At 60.2% G+C, this 17540-nt stretch carries 10 protein-coding genes and 2 other RNA genes; 9 read left to right on the top strand and 3 right to left on the bottom strand.

Features of this window, described 5'->3' with window-relative positions; all coding sequences use genetic code 11:
- Window positions 1–53 precede the first annotated feature (53 nt).
- The 6 genes from groL to J5I97_RS20270 all read left to right on the top strand — a co-directional run bounded on the left by groL (window position 54) and on the right by J5I97_RS20270 (window position 9952).
- Window positions 54–1694: a chaperonin GroEL gene (gene groL / locus J5I97_RS01805; protein WP_208588648.1), complete on the top strand. Its 1641-nt coding sequence runs from the start codon at window positions 54–56 to the stop codon at window positions 1692–1694.
- An 86-nt stretch (window positions 1695–1780) separates the two neighbouring features.
- Window positions 1781–4756, top strand: coding sequence for an SNF2-related protein (locus tag J5I97_RS01810; RefSeq protein WP_238135616.1), 2976 nt, complete (start codon window positions 1781–1783; stop codon window positions 4754–4756).
- On the top strand, window positions 4753–6069 hold the full coding sequence (locus J5I97_RS01815) for an ATP-binding protein (protein WP_208588649.1): 1317 nt from the start codon (window positions 4753–4755) through the stop codon (window positions 6067–6069). The genes J5I97_RS01810 and J5I97_RS01815 overlap by 4 nt, the downstream gene beginning before the upstream one ends.
- 128 nt (window positions 6070–6197) lie before the next feature.
- Window positions 6198–9026: a TrlF family AAA-like ATPase gene (locus J5I97_RS01820; protein WP_238135617.1), complete on the top strand. Its 2829-nt coding sequence runs from the start codon at window positions 6198–6200 to the stop codon at window positions 9024–9026.
- A gap of 37 nt (window positions 9027–9063) precedes the next feature.
- On the top strand, window positions 9064–9867 hold the full coding sequence (gene yghX / locus J5I97_RS19695; RefSeq protein WP_254216284.1) for a YghX family hydrolase: 804 nt from the start codon (window positions 9064–9066) through the stop codon (window positions 9865–9867).
- Window positions 9836–9952, top strand: a complete 117-nt coding sequence (locus tag J5I97_RS20270) for a dienelactone hydrolase family protein (RefSeq protein WP_254216285.1) — start codon at window positions 9836–9838, stop codon at window positions 9950–9952. The genes yghX and J5I97_RS20270 overlap by 32 nt, the downstream gene beginning before the upstream one ends.
- Window positions 9953–10130: 178 nt before the next feature.
- Here the strand turns inward: J5I97_RS20270 and J5I97_RS01835 are convergent.
- The 3 genes from J5I97_RS01835 to xopX (J5I97_RS01845) form a co-directional block, all read right to left on the bottom strand.
- A non-coding RNA gene (locus J5I97_RS01835) (sX9 sRNA) lies at window positions 10131–10206 on the bottom strand.
- 105 nt (window positions 10207–10311) lie between these two features.
- Complete coding sequence (xopX, locus tag J5I97_RS01840; protein ID WP_208588650.1) at window positions 10312–12417, bottom strand: XopX family type III secretion system effector; 2106 nt, start codon at window positions 12415–12417, stop codon at window positions 10312–10314.
- A gap of 266 nt (window positions 12418–12683) precedes the next feature.
- Entirely contained in the window at window positions 12684–14801 is a 2118-nt protein-coding gene (gene xopX, locus J5I97_RS01845) for a XopX family type III secretion system effector (RefSeq protein WP_208588651.1), read from the bottom strand.
- A 558-nt stretch (window positions 14802–15359) separates the two neighbouring features.
- On the opposite strand from xopX (J5I97_RS01845), the gene J5I97_RS01855 reads away from it, so the two are divergent.
- From J5I97_RS01855 to J5I97_RS01865, 3 genes are all read left to right on the top strand, one after another.
- Window positions 15360–15435, top strand: a non-coding RNA gene (locus tag J5I97_RS01855) — sX9 sRNA.
- Between the two features lie 386 nt (window positions 15436–15821).
- The gene (locus tag J5I97_RS01860) at window positions 15822–16037 is read left to right on the top strand and encodes a hypothetical protein (protein ID WP_208588652.1); all 216 of its coding nucleotides are present in this window, start codon (window positions 15822–15824) and stop codon (window positions 16035–16037) included.
- Window positions 16038–16059: 22 nt separating this feature from the next.
- A complete protein-coding gene (locus tag J5I97_RS01865; RefSeq protein ID WP_208588654.1) occupies window positions 16060–17133 on the top strand; it encodes a 3-deoxy-7-phosphoheptulonate synthase in 1074 nt (357 codons plus the stop codon).
- The last annotated feature ends 407 nt before the right edge of the window (window positions 17134–17540 follow it).

The raw sequence follows: 17540 nt of genomic DNA on the forward strand, positions 1-17540 counted from the left end.
GCTCTACCGATTTTCCTTATCCCCCTATCCCCTAATTTCCGGAGTAACAACTAATGGCTGCTAAAGACATTCGTTTCGGTGAAGACGCACGTACCCGTATGGTTCGTGGCGTCAACGTTCTTGCCAACGCCGTGAAGGCCACCCTGGGCCCGAAGGGCCGCAACGTCGTGCTCGAGAAGAGCTTCGGCGCGCCGACCATCACCAAGGACGGCGTCTCCGTCGCCAAGGAAATCGAACTGGCCGACAAGTTCGAGAACATGGGCGCGCAGATGGTCAAGGAAGTCGCTTCCAAGACCAACGACAACGCTGGCGACGGCACCACCACCGCGACCGTGCTGGCCCAGGCCCTGATCCGCGAAGGCGCCAAGGCTGTGGCCGCCGGCATGAACCCGATGGACCTCAAGCGCGGTATCGACCAAGCCGTCAAGGCCGCTGTCATCGAGTTGAAGAACATCTCCAAGCCTACTACCGACGACAAGGCGATCGCTCAGGTAGGCACCATCTCGGCCAACTCGGACGAATCGATCGGCAACATCATTGCCGAAGCGATGCAGAAGGTCGGCAAGGAAGGCGTGATCACCGTTGAAGAAGGTTCGGGCCTGGAAAACGAGCTGGACGTTGTCGAGGGCATGCAGTTCGATCGCGGCTACCTCTCCCCGTACTTCATCAACAACCAGCAGAGCCAGTCGGCCGATCTGGACGATCCGTTTATCCTGCTGCACGACAAGAAGATCTCCAACGTGCGTGACCTGCTGCCCGTGCTGGAGGGCGTCGCCAAGGCCGGCAAGCCGCTGCTGATCGTGGCTGAAGAAGTCGAAGGCGAAGCGCTGGCCACCCTAGTGGTCAACACCATCCGTGGCATCGTCAAGGTCGTGGCCGTCAAGGCGCCTGGCTTCGGCGATCGTCGCAAGGCGATGCTGGAAGACATGGCCGTGCTGACTGGCGGCACCGTGATCTCCGAAGAAGTGGGTCTGGCCCTGGAGAAGGCGACGATCAAGGATCTGGGCCGCGCGAAGAAGGTACAGGTCTCCAAGGAGAACACCACCATCATCGACGGCGCTGGCGATTCGGCCACGATCCAGGCCCGCGTTGGCCAGATCAAGACCCAGATCGAAGACACCTCGTCCGATTACGACCGCGAGAAGCTGCAGGAGCGCGTGGCCAAGCTGGCTGGTGGCGTTGCAGTGATCAAGGTCGGCGCCTCGACCGAAATCGAAATGAAGGAAAAGAAGGCACGCGTCGAAGACGCCCTGCACGCCACCCGCGCAGCCGTCGAAGAAGGCGTGGTCCCGGGCGGCGGTGTGGCCCTGGTGCGTGCGCTGGTGGCCGTCGGTAACCTGACCGGTGCCAACGAAGACCAGACCCACGGCATCCAGATCGCCTTGCGCGCCATGGAAGCCCCGCTGCGCGAAATCGTCGCCAATGCCGGCGAAGAGCCGTCCGTGATCCTGAACAAGGTCAAGGAAGGCACCGGCAACTACGGCTACAACGCGGCCAACGGCGAGTTCGGCGACATGGTCGAGTTCGGCATCCTGGATCCGACCAAGGTCACCCGTTCGGCGCTGCAGAACGCAGCCTCGATCGCCGGCCTGATGATCACCACCGAAGCCATGGTGGCCGATGCACCGAAGAAGGACGAGCCGGCTCTGCCGGGCGGCGGCGGCATGGGTGGCATGGGCGGCATGGATTTCTGATCCAGGCCACTCGGCTGTTGCATCACAAAGGACCCCGCCGAAAGGCGGGGTTTTTTGTCGCAACACGTTTGCGCAGATGTGCGCGCGTGTTGGCGAAGTTTTCTTTCACTCTGCATACTCTGGAGAGAGTTTCGACGTATTTCATAAAGGCATTCTCCATGTCCACCCTGCCAGCGCCATCGACCGGCAGTGTCTATCCCAGTGGTCAGCCGGGGTTGCATTGCTACTCACATCATCAGGGCAAGTTCTTTGCCCACTGGTTGACGTTGCGTAGTCGGGACGAATCGGCAGTTGCACGTGCCTTGTCTGCTGCGCGCGTCGATATGAACCCGCATCAGGTGGATGCCGCTTTATTCGCGCTCAAATCGCCTGTGGAGGCGGGCGTGTTGCTTGCCGATGAGGTTGGACTCGGCAAGACCATCGAGGCCGGCCTGGTGCTGGCCCAGCATTGGGCACAACGCCGCCGCCGTCTGCTGTTGATCGTCCCTGCAACGCTGCGCAAGCAGTGGACACAGGAGCTGGAAGAGAAGTTTCAGCTGCCCTCCCGCATTCTTGAGAGCAAGTCGTTCAATGCCTCTCGTCGACTTGATGTAAGCAATCCATTTCAGATCGATGATGCGATCATCGTGACGTCCTATGAGTTTGCCGCGAGCAAGCAAAAAGAGCTTGCTGGGGTCCGCTGGGATCTGGTCGTGCTGGATGAAGCGCACAAGCTGCGCAACTTGTACAAAGGCAAGAGCGCGTCAAAGCGTGCTGTCGCCTTGAACGAAGCGTTGCGTGGAAGGCGAAAGGTCCTGCTGACCGCCACGCCGTTCCAGAATTCGTTGATGGAGTTGTATGGGCTGGTGTCCTTCATCAGCGACGAGTTCTTTGGTAGTCAGAAGGCGTTTCAGATGCAGTACGCCTCAGGTCGGAGCTCAGAGGCGCGGCTTAATGACTTAAGGCATCGGCTTGAACGGATCTGTCACCGTACCTTGCGTCGTCATGTACAGGCCGAGGGTGGCATCAATTTTACCAAGCGCTTTTCCATCACCCAGGACTTCACGCCCTCCGACGAGGAGCTTGAGCTCTACGACAAGGTTTCGGCTTACCTGCAGGATCCTTCCATCCTTGCCATCAAGCCGACGGCCCGGCATCTGGTGACATTGGTGGTGCGCAAAATTCTGGCCTCCTCGACGTTCGCCATCGCCGATACGCTCGACACGATCATCGGTCGACTCGAGTCCAACCAGGCGCTCACTGCCAAGCAGATCGAAGATTTCGAGACCGTCGACGAACTCAGTGATGAGCTGGATTCCGATGGAATGGAAAGGCAGGGCGATGCGCCGGATAGCGATACCTTGCAGGCAGAGCTGTTTTGCCGCGCGCAGGAAATCGATCGTCTGCGCGGCTACCGTGACCTGGCCAAGCAGATTCAAAGCAATCGGAAGGGCGACGCGCTCTTGCTGGTCCTCGGGCGAGCGCTTGCGATGGCCGAAAAGCTTGGCGGGCAACGCAAGGCAGTGATCTTTACCGAGTCGCGGCGCACACAGGAGTACTTGCGCGTCCTGCTCGAAGAACATGGCTATGCCGGGCGAACCGTTCTGCTTAATGGAAGCAACGACGACGTCGATTCCAGGCAGCTGTATGCCGACTGGCTGGAGCGTCACGCCGGCTCTGCGCTTGTTTCAGGTTCCAGGACGGCAGACATGAAGGCCGCAGTGGTCGAAGCTTTTCGCGATCAACGGGATATTCTCATCACCACCGAAGCAGGCGGCGAGGGCATCAACCTGCAATTTTGCTCGTTGTTGGTGAACTACGATCTGCCCTGGAATCCGCAACGTGTCGAGCAGCGGATCGGGCGAATCCATCGCTATGGTCAGAAGAGCGATGTGGTTGTGGTGAATTTCGTCAACCGCAAGAATCGTGCGGATCAATTGGTGTTTGAGCTCCTGGAAAAGAAGTTCAAACTATTTGACGGGGTATTTGGTGCCAGCGACGAGATATTGGGAGCGATCGAATCCGGTGTGGACATCGAGCAGCGGATCCTGCGCATTTATCAAAACTGTCGCGACGCCGCACAAATCGAGTCTGAGTTCGCTGCCTTGCAGGCTGAACTGGACGAGAGCATCGGCCGGCGCGAGGAAAGTGCGCGGCGCATGCTGCTGGAGCATTTCGACGAGGATGTCGTGCGCAATTTGCGCTCGCGTCGCGCAGGCATGCTACACAAGATCAATCAGTATGAAAGTCAGTTTCTGCACCTGATCGCAGCCGAGCGGCCGAAGGCGCGCATCAGCGACAAACTGGTTCAACTGGAGGAAGGCGATTACGCGGTCAGCTGGCCGCCGGCCGAAGAAGCCAACGCCGGGCTGTTGAGGCCGGACAAGGGGTTGGGGGAAAGGCTCTGCCGCCAGGCCAAAGAACGTCCGACTCCACCTGGCACGCTTCATTTCGATTACGCCGCTGTGGATGCACAGCGTGTCGATGTGCGCCAGTGGTTGGGAAGCAGAGGGCAGCTGCGTGTAGCGTTGGTCACCATCCAGACCGCAGAGGAAGTGCTGGAAGAACTGGTGTGCAGTGCGCTGTGCAGTGATGGTCGCGTCGTGCCTGACCAAACCGCTGCGCGTCTGATGGAAGTTCCTGCCCGTTTTGTACCAAGGCACTGTGTCGCCGAAGATCGTGCGCTTCCTGCTTTCGAAGCGGCAGTGGAGCGCGTGCTGGCTGAGGCAAACAAGCGCAACGAGAATTGGTTCTTGCAGGAATCCGAGCGCCTTGATCGTTGGGGCGAGGATCAAAGGCTATTGCTGCAGCAGAGTATCGACGAATTCGACCTGCAGGTACGCGATGCCAAACGCACCTTGCGTCAACTCGAGACCTTGGAGCAAAAAGCCCAGCTCAAACGCGAGATCAAGCGGATCGAGCAGCAGCGTGACGATGCCATGCTGGATTTTTTTGAAGGTAGAAAGCGCATCGAGCGCAGCCAGGACGAGATGCTGGAGCGGGTCGAAAATGCGCTGCGCACGCAGCACACCGTGCAGGTGCTGTTCGATGTGGAGTGGACACTGGAGCATCCCGCTCAATGAGTAGCTCACGTGAATTGGGCGATCTGCTCGAGCAGATTCGGCTGGGCGAAGACTCGCAGCTGGAATTCAAGCGCATCGTGTTCGAGAACGACAAGATCAAAGGGCCGAACGGGGATAGCCTTTGCCAGGAGATCGCGGCATTCGCCAACGCCATCGGTGGGCGCCTGATCCTGGGAGTGGACGACAAGACCCGCGACGTGGTCGGGATTCCATTGGATCGATTGGATGCAGTCAGCATCTGGGTCGAGAACTGCGTGCGCGACCGCATCACGCCCGAGCCTACCTTTTATCTGCGGCGCAGGCTTGTTCCTGATCGCTCCGGCACCGAGCATGCTGTCTTGGTGATCGACATACCGCGTTCGCTTTATGTCCATCTCGCACCAGGCGGCTATTTCCGCCGTCAGGGCAGTTCCAAGCACGATCTGCCGCCGAACGAATTGTTGCGCCTCATGCAGTCGCGGCAGCGCGCCGGAACCCTGGGTTTCGACGAGATGCCCGTGCTGGGCTGTACGCAGGCGAACTTTGATGCTGCGCTGTACGGCCGCTTTCTCGGGACAACCGATGAACCTGAGGAACTGCGCCTGCGCAAGCTGAAGCTGCTGGTTCCGGGAGAGCCTGGCGAGGAATGGGCCAGCGTCGCTGGCGTCTTGATGGCGACGGCCACGCCAAGCGATTGGTTGCCGCAGGCCTATGTGCAATGCGTGCACTATGCCGGTACCGAGAAGACTGCCCAGGAGCAACTGGATGCGCAGGATATCCAGGGCCCGCTGGATCAGCAGATTCGCCAGGCTGCCGCCTTCGTGCTGCGCGGCATGCGCACCGCGGCACGCAAGCAGTTGGGCCGGATCGACGTGCCCCAGTTCGATCCAGAGGCTGTATTCGAGGCCATCGCCAACGCCGGTGCGCATCGCGACTACTCGATCAGCGGGGCGCCTGTGCAGGTGCATCTGTTCACCGACCGGCTGGAGATCACCTCGCCCGGCGCGTTACCCAACTCCCAATCGGTAGAGTCGATCGCCCTGCGCACCGCCACCCGCAATGAACTGCTGACCAACCTGCTGGCGCGCTGCCCGGTGGATATGGAAGGCGTTGGCCGGAGTCGCGTGATGGAGAAACGTGGCGAGGGCGTGCCGCAGATACTCAATCGCAGCGAGCGGCTGTCCGGGCGCAGGCCAAAGTTCGAGCTGCTGGGTGTAAATGCATTACGTGTGACGTTGTACGCGGCCGATCCTGAAACGAGCCCGCTATTGAACGAAACCGGTAGAGGCAGTGTCGGCCTCACCCATGCGGGCTTTGCCCGCGACGATGACTGAAGAATTGATCTGCCGCTGATAGAAGTAATTGGAGTCGCTAGCTCTCGTACCAAGAACTATACCTGCGGCCGCAGGCAGATATAAGTTGAAATACGAAACAACCGACACATAAGCCAAGGAGAGCCGCTATGACAGACTTCCCAGGAGCGCGCTGGTGGCGTTGCGATTTCCACAATCACATGCCGGCATCCAGCGACTACCGTGGCGACACCGCATACTCGGATCGTGATTGGCTTCTGGACTACATGCGTGCCGGGATCGACTGCGTTACGATAACCGATCACAACTGTGGCGACCGCATTGACGCATTGCGCGGCGCTTTGGCCGTTATTGCTGCCCAACAGCCGGCTGATCCAGCTTATCGCCCACTGGTACTTTTGCCCGGCGTAGAAATTACTACTTCTGAAGGTCTGCATCTGCTGGCGATCTTCGACGAGGCTGAACCCGCGAACACCATCAATCGGGTATTGATCCGCATCGATTGCCCGAAGCTGGGGAAGAATCACGAGAAGCAGTGCGGCAAGAATGCATTAGACGCGATCGAGGCAATTCGGAAGGAAGGGGGGCTTGTCGTTGCCGCCCATGTGGACAGCAACAACGGTCTGTACGAGACACAAGCCACCACGTCCGCCAGTGGTGTGACGAGCTATAAAACACGCTTGAAATCAAGAACACTCTTCCAAATCCTGCGCGGAATAGATGCGGCCCAGGTGGTGAACGAATGCAACCCCGCAATCGCCGGCTATCTGCCGGCGCTACGCGAGCGTGTCGCCATTGTCGCTGGTTCGGATGCGCACACGCCTGCAGAAGCTGGCTCGGCTAGCACCTGGGTCAAGATGACTCGTCCTGGCTTGCGGGCATTGCGTATGGCACTAGTTGACAATAAAGGTAGCGTCCAGCGTTTCGATTCAACACTGCCGAACCCTAACCGCACGCCTTCATTGTGGCTGAGCGGTCTTGGCACTGGCCCGCTGCAGCTGCGCCAGAATCCGCAGCAGGGTCAGCTAAACGTCGAGTTCAACCCATGGTTCAACACCGTCATCGGTGGACGTGGCACTGGTAAGTCGTCGTTGGTGGAGCTGCTAAGAATCGTGCTTCGTCGAGATGGGGATCTGGCAGGCGAGCGTAGTGGTCCATTAGCGCAGATCCATGATGTCTTCAAGAATTTTGCGCTTGCCAATGACAAGGAAGGCCATGGCGCCCTGCGTTCCGATACCAAAATTCGGGTCGAACTGAACAAGGATGGGCAAGCGATGGCTGTGGCATGGGACAAGCGTTCCGGCCTGACAGCGATCGAAGAACATACTGGCAGCGACTGGTCGCCGGTGCCGGAACAAATTGATGACGACTATGTGCGCAATCGCTTCCCGGTGACGGTACTGAGCCAGAAGCAGATCTATGCGCTTGCCGAACAGCGCGGCTACCTACTCGAGCTGCTTGACCGGCAGCCGCAGGTTGACAAAGCACAATGGCAGCGTCGATTCGACGCGATGCGCCAACGCTTCCTTGGCCTTCGTGCACAAGCGCGGCAATTGGCGCCCGATTTGAGCCAGCGGCCTGCGCTTGAAGCCGAACTGCGTGACACCGAGCGCAAGCTCACAGCGCTGGAACTGTCGCACCATGCAAGCAGCCTGCAGGCCTATCAGCGTGCGCGGCACCAACTGAGCGCGCAGCAGAACCTGCTCGCGCAGTGGCAGAGCGACCTCGAAAGCATGCGACCAGCGGTTGAGGATTCCGACCTGTTTCGGCGGATCGAGTTCGAAGGATTCGATCAGGGCGATGACGATGAAGCCGAGTTCATAGGATTGGTCGAGCAGGTTGAGTCGGAGCTACGCGGCCACTACGAGCAGGTTCGGACTGCCGTGTCGCAGATCGAGGCTACCCTGGCGACGACACCAGCCCGTTTCGGCGCCTTACGCTTGCAGGTTGCGATTACGCAGGCGCAGGCCGACTATCAAGCGCTGCTGGAGAGGCTGAAGTCTCAGGGAGTGGAGTCGCCCGATCAATACGCGTCACTGGTCGCCCGGAGGGACGAACTGCAGAAGGAGCTAAAGCGTCTGGATGCAGGTCTTCAGGAACAGGCTGGCTACAAACAGCAAGCAGAGCAGGTACTTGCGGAATTGATGCAGCTGCGCCATGAGATTAGCGAAAGCCGTAAAGATTTCATCACAGAGATCAACCAGCGGGCAGGGAATAGAATTCGTCTGAGTCTGTCGCGTTTCGGTACGCCGGAAATTGCCGAAACTCGCTTCCGTGAGTTGATCAAACAACCCACAGCGTTCGCCGAGGATATCTACGAAGTGCTGGAGGGCGGCGCCGAACGCGGTGTGCTGCACCGGTTGTTCAGCGCATCTGTCGCGGACTTCGAGAAGGAGCTCTCTTCCTTGAAGAAAGAGATCCTACGCATGCGGCAGGAACCTGCAAAGCATGAGGACCTACTGGGCGAGAAAGTTAACAAACGACTACGAACGCACATCGAAACCAGACTTGGTGAGCTGGAGATTGATGAATTGCTGACGTGGTTTCCAGATGATGGTCTCGATCTTATGTTCACGCAGAGCGGAAAATCGCGATCAGTGGACGGAGCTTCCGCAGGCCAGAAAAGCGCTGCTGTGTTGTCTCTACTGCTGGCGTTTGGCGGAGAGCCGTTGATCGTGGATCAGCCTGAAGACGATCTCGACAACGCAATGGTAATGGATCTGGTCGTCAGCCAGATACGTGCCAACAAGACGCATCGGCAGTTGATCGTTGTTACCCATAATCCAAATGTGGTGGTCAACGGGGACGCCGAATGGGTAATACCAATGCATTTCCATGAAGGTCAAATCGATGTGGATGCGACTGGCTTGGGTACAGTATCCGAACCTGGTACCCGCAAGGCGATCTGCACGATCATGGAAGGCGGTGAAAACGCGCTACGCATGCGTTACAAGAAGATCTTGGAAAATATCGCATAAAAATTTCAACCTGCACGTAATTCTAAAGAGAACGCCAATGCGCCATTTAACCGCCCAGGATTTCCACCCCGATCTGCTCGCGCTGTACGACGGCTACGTGCACGGCAAACTCAGCCGGCGCGATTTTCTCGACCGTGCCGCCGCGTTCGCGGTAGCCGGCTTGAGTGCGGCGGCGATTCTTGAATCGCTAAGCCCCAACTACGCGCTGGCCACGCAGGTGGAGTTCACCGACCCGGACATCGTGGCCGAGTACATCACCTATCCCTCGCCCAACGGCCATGGCCAGGTGCGCGGCTATCTGGTGCGTCCGGCCAAGGTCACCGCTGCGGTGCCGGGCGTGGTGGTGGCGCACGAAAACCGCGGCTTGAATCCATATATCGAAGATGTGGCGCGGCGCGTGGCCAAGGCCGGTTTCGTCGCGCTGGCGCCGGATGGCCTGAGTTCGGTCGGCGGTTATCCAGGTAACGACGAGAAGGGCCGCGCGCTGCAGGCGCAGGTCGACCCGACCAAGCTGATGAACGACTTCTTCGCCGCGGTGGAATTTCTGATGAGCCGCGAGCGCACCACCGGCAAGGTCGGCATCACCGGCTTCTGCTATGGCGGCGGTGTGGCCAATGCGGCGGCGGTGGCCTATCCCGAGTTGGCGGCGGCGGTGCCGTTCTATGGCCGTCAGCCCACCGACGCCGACGTCGCGCGCATCCGCGCGCCGCTGTTGCTGCATTACGCGGCGGAAGACGAGCGGGTCAACGCCGGCTGGCCGGCATACGAGGCCGCGCTCAAGGCGCAGCACAAGGTCTATCAGGCCTATTATGTATCCGGGTACCAATCACGGCTTCCATAACGATTCCACGCCGCGTTACGACAAGCCGGCCGCGACGTTGGCCTGGGATCGCACCATCGAGTGGTTCCGGCGGTACCTGGTGTGAGTGGGTCGGTGCGGTAGTTGCTAGTGTCGCCGACGTAAGGTCTGTTGGTAAGCGCAAACGCAAAGTCGCTGGGTCTGCTCGCACACGTAATGCGCCTATCGCGATCGGACGTGCGTTGGCCACGAACCGACAGCCGTTTAGGCAACATCGCTCAGGCATATGACATCAAGCTAAGAGCGGCTCACAAAACGTAGCGAGCAGTCGTAAGGTGGGTGCGGACTGCGCGCAGGAACCGCAGTGTACGCGTGGTACATGCCGATTCCGGGCACTGGCCGCGACCGCCTGACGGTGAGCGCAGTCGTTTTGTTAGCCGTTCTTAGCAGCTGCCTACTGGCAGCCCATTGCCGTTGGTCGCAACGTCAGGGCGCGCGCACTGTGCTGATTGCTGCGTCATCGCTGAATGAGTGCGCTTGCGCAATCGCTTCCGGTTCCGGGGAGGCGGTCTGTATCGCGACCTCGGCGGCATCGTTCATCCCGGCGATGTCGGTGATGTCGGTGATCTTGACACTGCTGCTGGGCTTGGGCTGTGCACCCGCACCCGCGTCCTCGATCACTTGCAGCGCGATATCTCCGACCATCTGCTCATACTGCTGCGCCTGTTCCGACGTCAGACTTTCCAGATATCTCGCCGTGCTTTGTAAGGTCTGGCTTAGATCTTCGGGCGAGGAAGGCATATGGGTTGCGAGCGGTGTGCCATCGGGTCCCTTGAATACCCGCATGACTTGACGCCCACCCCAGTTCATCGCCAGCTCCGCGCCGCGCGCCATCGGGCCAGGCATCGTCATCGACATCAGCGACATGATGACGCCAGCGTAATAAGGTGATGAAGACGATGCTTCGATCAGACTCTTGTCTGCGAACGTCTTGGACAGTTTCTCCGCGCCTAGCGCCAGCCCGACGACCAGGCTGCCGCCGCACATGGCCTTGAAGCGCTCCATCGTGTCCTGGCGGGTCGCGTGCTTGTTAAACGCCGACTGCATCATTACCGCTGTCACGATTGCTGTGTCCGCCACCGTATCCGCCGTGCCGATCTGGTCCGGCTGGACCAGATAGATACCCAGTGCGCTCAACCCTGCGCCCAGCAAGGCCAGCGACATTTTGGAGGAAAAGTCTTGGTTGGGCACTTGCCGTGGAATTGCAGCGGGCCGGTCCTTATCATTATGCAGGGCATCGCTCAAGCGTTTGCTGCATTGATCGAGCGTTTCCAGCAAGTGGGTGCATTGGGCATTGAGCGTGCGGGTGAGTTCGCGCCCTTGGCTCGGGTCGGTGAAGTCGCGGCGTGCCTGTTGAAATGCGTCTCGGCCGGTCAGTAGCGCGGAAACGACCTCGTCGAGTTGATCGCGCAGTGAACTGCTGATCTGGCCGGGCGTCAGGTCAGCGCGCATCTGCTGCGCATGCGCACCGAACCCCACGCGCTGCGCCATGTCTGCCCCCAGATGCGATGCCCAGTGGTGCAGCCGATTGCCGGCTGCGCTGACGCTGTTCCAAACAAAGGGCGTGATTACCAGCGCTGCGCATGCCGTTGAGGCGGCTACAGAAAATCCCAGGTTGTTTTCCACTGCGTCGGCCTGATGCCGTGTGGACGGGCTGCCCAACTTCTTGGCAATCTGAGGGCCCAGATACATTCCATTCAGCACGCTGGCGTACAGATGCAGCTCGTTGGCGTCGCGCCCCAACTGTCCGCCAAACAGCGGTAAAGGAAAGCCGTCGGCGGTTGGACGCAGTGCCGAGGCCGCGAGCACTGCCGCGCCCCTGGATGCAACGCCAAAGGTGTAGGCAAAGGTTTTTGCCTGTTTGGCCAAGAGCGGGCTTGGTACGGCCACTCGCCACAAATTTGCCAGGCTGGCCAGCGCCTTCAACGCGCGCCCGATGGCGGGCGTCCCATGCTCCAGCGGCTGCAGGGCGTCTTCCACCGCTTTGATGTCGCCAAGTATTTGCTGACGGAAGCGTGCTTCCAGACCGCTGTTTAGAGGCTCGATAGCGCGGCGCAGCTCAGTGATCTGTTGGCGGCACGCGGCCAGGCTGTGGGGCGCAACCTGTTCCGGGTCGGTATGGCGCATCATCTGCAGAAATGCGGGGTCGTCTGCATGCATCTGCAGCATGGTGCGCAGGTCCGTCAGCGACCAGAGATTGGACGCGGCCTTGGACACCGCAGCGGATGCGTGCCGGACGCCGGTTGCCAGCGCGGAGTTCGCGCGCGCGGCGAGCGTCGCCGCAGTGGACGGGGCAGTTGTCGGTGCAGAAGGTGGCGCCTGCGGTGTGGGCGATGCTGGTTCGACGGGCGACGCCGACGCGGAGCCTGCAGGCGAGGTGCCTGACCGACTGCGCGCGGCAAGCGGCGCTAGCGCTGGGTTGACCGGGGTTTGCGTCGTTGGCGAAGGCGATTGCACTGCCACAGTCCTTTCATCGTGCTCGCGCGCTTCCTGCAGCGCGCTTGACGAAGATGGACTTTCATTAATCTTCATCGGATGTCTCCGTTCGGTAGGGGGCACCAAATCGCAATGCTTGGTGCTCTTCCATGATCTGCACAAAGGCCCCGGGCCCAAACCGGAGACACGAACTGGTGCGCTGCCATCGGAAGTGGCAATGAGAACGGCGGTTGAGGTCCAGCGAATTGATTCTGGGACGAGAGCTGTGCATGCATAGGCGCGCTGTGACGCGATTAGACGCATGAAATACGGATCTGAATGGATGCATTTGCGGCTGCTATCACTTGCTGCTGGTTGCAACATCAGGACGAATGTGACGTGCGCGTTGCGGCGTCATCGCTGGATGGATGCGATTGCGCAGGCGCTGCCGGTTCGGGGGATGCGGTCTGCATCGCCACCTCGGCGGCGTCGTCCATCTCGGTAATTTCGCTGATCGTGACGCTGCTAGGCCGCGTCTGCGTACCCGCGCCCGCATCATGGATCGCTTGCAGAGTACTTTCTGCAACGATCGTCCTGTAATCATCCAACTGCGCGTCTGTCAGGCTTTGCATATATGTCAATGTGTTTTGCATGGTCTCGCCCAGCTCATCGGGCGAGGAAGGCATGCGGGTTGCGAGCGGTGTGCCATCGGGCCCCTTGAATACCCGCATGACCTGATGCCCGCCCCAGTTCATCGCCAGTTCCGCGCCGCGCGCCATTGGGCCAGGCATCGTCATCGACATCAGCGACATGATGGCGCCAGCGTAGTAGGGCGATGAGGACGAGGATTCGATCAGGCTCTTGTCTGCGAACGTCTTGGACAGTTTCTCCACACCAAGCGCCACCGCCATGACCATGCTGCCGGAGCACATTGACTTGAAGCGTTCCATCGCGTCCTGACGGGTCGCTCGCTTGTTCAACGCCGACTGCATCATCACCGTCGTCAAGATGGCTGAGTCGGCCAGCAGCTCCACTGTTCCGATCCGATCCGGCTGGATCAGGTAGACGGTCAGCCCGGTCACGCCGGCGCCCAATAGCGTCAGTGCCAATTTGGAGGAGAAGTCGTGGTTGTTCACCTGGCGCGGGATGGCTTCGGGCTGGCTCTGATCAAGTTGCAGCGACGCGCTCAGTCGCTTGCTGCACTGATCGAGCGTCTCCAGCAGATGCGTGCATTGGGCATTCAGCGTCCGGGTGAGTTCGTGTCCTGCGCTGGGTCCGGTGAAGTTTCGGCGCGCTTGCTGAAAGGCGTCGTGGCCAGTCTCCAGAGCGGCGCAGATATCGTTGAGTTGCCTACGCAGTTGGTCGCTGATCTGGCCGGGTGTCAGTTGCTTGCGCAACTGCTCCGCCTGCGAGCCGTAGCCCAGCCTTTGCATGGCCTTGGCGCTCATTTTCGAGGCACCGCTATGTAGCCGATTCCCCATTGCATTGAGGCTGTTCCAGAAGAAGGGCGTCAGTATCAACGCCGCGCAGGCGGTCGATGCGGCTGCGGCAAATCCCACATTGCTTTCCGCTGCTTCGGCCTGACGTTGTATGGACGGGTTGCCGAATTTCTTGGGGAGTTCGGTTGCGAGAAACATTCCTTTGAGCATGATGGAGTAGAAGTGCATTTCGTTCGCTTCGCGTCCCAGCTGCCCACCCATCAGCGGGAACGGAAGCCCATCGGCGGTGGGACGTAAAGCCGATGCAGAAATGCTCAGGACGTTTTTGGTGGAAGCAGCGACGGTGTAGGCGAAGGTCTTGGCCTGTTTGCCTAGGAGCGGACTTGGCACGGCTATTGGCCAGAGATTGACCAGATTGACCAGCGACTTTAGCGCCCGCCCGGCCGCGGGTGTCCCGTGCTCCAGCGGCTGCAGCGCGTCTTCCACGGCCTTGATGTCGCCGAGCAATTGCCGACGGAAGCGTGGTTCCAGACCGTTGGCAGCTTCGATAGTGATGCGCAGCTGCGTGATCTGCTGGCGGCACGCGGCCAGGCTGTGGGGCGCGAGCTGTTCCGGGTCGGTGTGGCGCACCATCCGCAAAAACGCGGGATCGTCTGCATGCATCTGCAGCATGGTGCGCAGATCCGCCAACGACCAGAGATTGGACGCGGCCTTGGACACCGCAGCGGACGCGTGCTGGACGCCGGTTGCCAGCGCGGAGTTCGCGCGCGCGGCCAGCGTCGCCGCAATGGATGAGGCAGTTGTCGGAGCCGAGTGTCGCGCATGCGGTGCGGGCGATGCTGGTTCGGCGGGCGACGCCGACCTAGAGGACGCCGACGCTGAGCCGGCAGGCGAGGCGCCTGAGCGATTGAGCGCGGCAAGCGGCGCTAGCGCCGGGTTGAGCGGGGTTTGCGGCGGTGGTGAAGGTGGTTGCAGTGCCACCGTCCTTTCATCGTGCTCGTGCGCTTCTTGCAACGCGCTTGGCGAAGATGGACCGGCCACCTTGGTTTCATTAATATTCATCAGATGTCTCCGTTCGGTGGGGGATACCAAAAATCGCAGTATTTGATGATCTTGACATGATCCGCACAATGGCCCCCGGCCCAAACCGGAGACGACAAAACGAAATCGTGCTTTGCCACCGGAATTGGCGGTGAATCGGTGACTGAGGTCCGGCGAATTGATTCTGGGGCCACAGGCCGTACACGGATGGGGCCGCTGAGACGCATGCAATGCAGTTGAATAGGTTGATTTGCGGCAGATAGCATACATTTATGTTGGGACATTGATACCGATGTCATTGGATGCGTAGCCGGCATGATCAACGTGATCCTCAAGCGCGACTGCCAGAGCGATCGGCTGCGTCTGCGCGGCGGCACCGCGAGCGACAGTTTCGACGTGTCACGGGCGGGCGCACCGGCGAAAACTGGAGCCTGACTTACGTACTGCAGGCCAACCGGCGCGACCCGTTGAGCGGGCGCGATCGTCCGCCGGTGGACGACGCCGATGACATGTCTAAGAGCGGCTAACAAAACGACTGCGCTCACCGCCAGGCGGGCGCGGTCGATGCTCGGAATCGGCATGTACCACGCGTACACTCCGGTTCCTGCGCGCCGTCCGTACCCACCTGACGACTGCTCGCTACGGTTTGTTAGCCGCTCTTATTCCAACTTGACCGCCCAGGCCGGCGATCTATTGGAACTTCAGCATCGACTATAAGATCACCGACCGCGCCAAGGTTAACGTCAATAACGCGTTCAACGAAGTGGGTTACGAAAATAAAGAACGTTTCTACGGATACGGTTTCTACAACACCACATTGTTCAACCCGATCGGCCGCGAAGTGGCGGGGTAATACGTGTTTAAGTTCTGATCGAACGCTGTTGCCGCATCACGCATCACGCGTCATGGCGTCATGGCGTCATGGCGTTATGGCCGTGGCATGTGGTGCGCTCGATCAAGTTGCGCGGGAACGTTAGCGCGGGTTTAACGCAGGCTGGCAGGCATGATCCCCGATCACATGACTGCAACGTTCCGTTGCCGATGAAACAGTGGCAACGCACACATGCGCGTGTTATCAATGCAACCGATGAACGCACCCCGCAGCCAATTCTATTTTTGGTACTACAGTTTTCCGATGCCGCTGGCGGAGGAAGGATTGCGTTCACCCTGAAGGAAACTTCAGCAGCATTCCCGAAAAGCCGCCAGCGCATAACTGGCGGCTTTTTTGTTGCCGCCTCGCCTGGTTCCCCGATGTAACCGCTGACCCGAGACACTCGTTATGCCGCCTGTGACCGATGACCTGCGTATCCGCAAAATCGACGCCCTCGTACCACCTTCGCAGCTGCTCTCGCTGCTGCCCTGCGATGAAGGTGCCTCCGAGACTGTGACCAATTCGCGTGCCGCGCTGCACGCAATCCTGCACGGGCGCCAGGACCGCCTGGCGGTCGTGATCGGACCGTGCTCGATCCACGACCCGGTCGCTGCGATGGACTACGCGCACCGTCTGCGACCTCTGCGCGAGCAGCTCGGCGATGCGCTGGAGATCGTGATGCGGGTGTACTTCGAAAAGCCGCGCACCACCATGGGCTGGAAGGGCCTGATCAACGATCCGGATCTGGATGGCAGCTTCCAGATCAACAAGGGCCTGCGGCTTGCGCGCAGTCTGCTGCGCGACATCAACAACCTCGGCCTGCCGGCGGGCGTGGAATTTCTCGATATCATCTCGCCGCAGTACATCGCCGACCTGGTGGCCTGGGGCGCGATCGGCGCGCGTACTACTGAAAGCCAGGTGCATCGCGAAATGGCGTCAGGGTTGTCGTGCCCGGTGGGCTTCAAGAACGGCACCGACGGCGACGTCAAGATTGCGGTGGATGCGGTAGGCGCGGCCTCGCATCCGCACCATTTCCTGACGGTGACCAAGGACGGCCACACGGCGGTTGCCGCGACTGCGGGCAATCCGGATTGTCACGTGATTCTGCGCGGCGGCAAGCAGCCCAACTTCGATGCGGCCAATGTGGAAGCGGCCAGCCAGTTGCTCAAAAAATCTGGCTTGCCGGTACGCCTGATGATCGACGCCAGCCACGCCAACAGCGGCAAGAATCCCCAGAACCAGCCCAAGGTCATCGACGACATCGCCAGCCAATTGGAAGGCGGTGAAACGCGCATCGTCGGTGTCATGGTGGAGAGCCACCTGGTCGGTGGACGCCAGGAGCTGGTGCCAGGCTGCGAACTGACTTACGGCCAAAGCATCACCGACGGCTGCCTGGATTGGGACGCTTCGGTGCAAGTGCTGGAGCGCTTGGCGACGGCGGTGCGTGCACGCCGTGCAAGGCGGATTGCCGAGGCTGCGTGATTGCCGAGGCAGCCCGGACTTCAGGCCATAAAACCCTCTCCCCTCGGGATCTCGTTCCCCTTCACGGGGGGGAGGGGGGAGAGAGGGGGGGAGGGCGCGGCGGAAGTATAGTTATCCAAAACCGCAGGTTCGCAATGACGCGATGCACTCACAAGAACGTTATCCATCACACGCGTGCCATTGCGATGTCGCAGCATGACCCGATAGCAATGAAGTTCGAGAACCATTAAGAGCGGCTGACAAAACGACTGCGCTCACCGCCACGGTCCAGCCGGGCTGAATCAGCGCGGCAGCTGCCTCGGCAGAAACCAGGCGGTCGCGCAGCGGCGCGTGCAGGATGCGTTGGTTGGGCATGGGCGGCCTAGCGGCAACGGGGGCAACGCAATTATCGCCGCTGCACGCACCGG

Origin of the sequence: Xanthomonas fragariae (assembly GCF_017603965.1) — a bacterium.
GTDB lineage: Bacteria > Pseudomonadota > Gammaproteobacteria > Xanthomonadales > Xanthomonadaceae > Xanthomonas > Xanthomonas fragariae_A.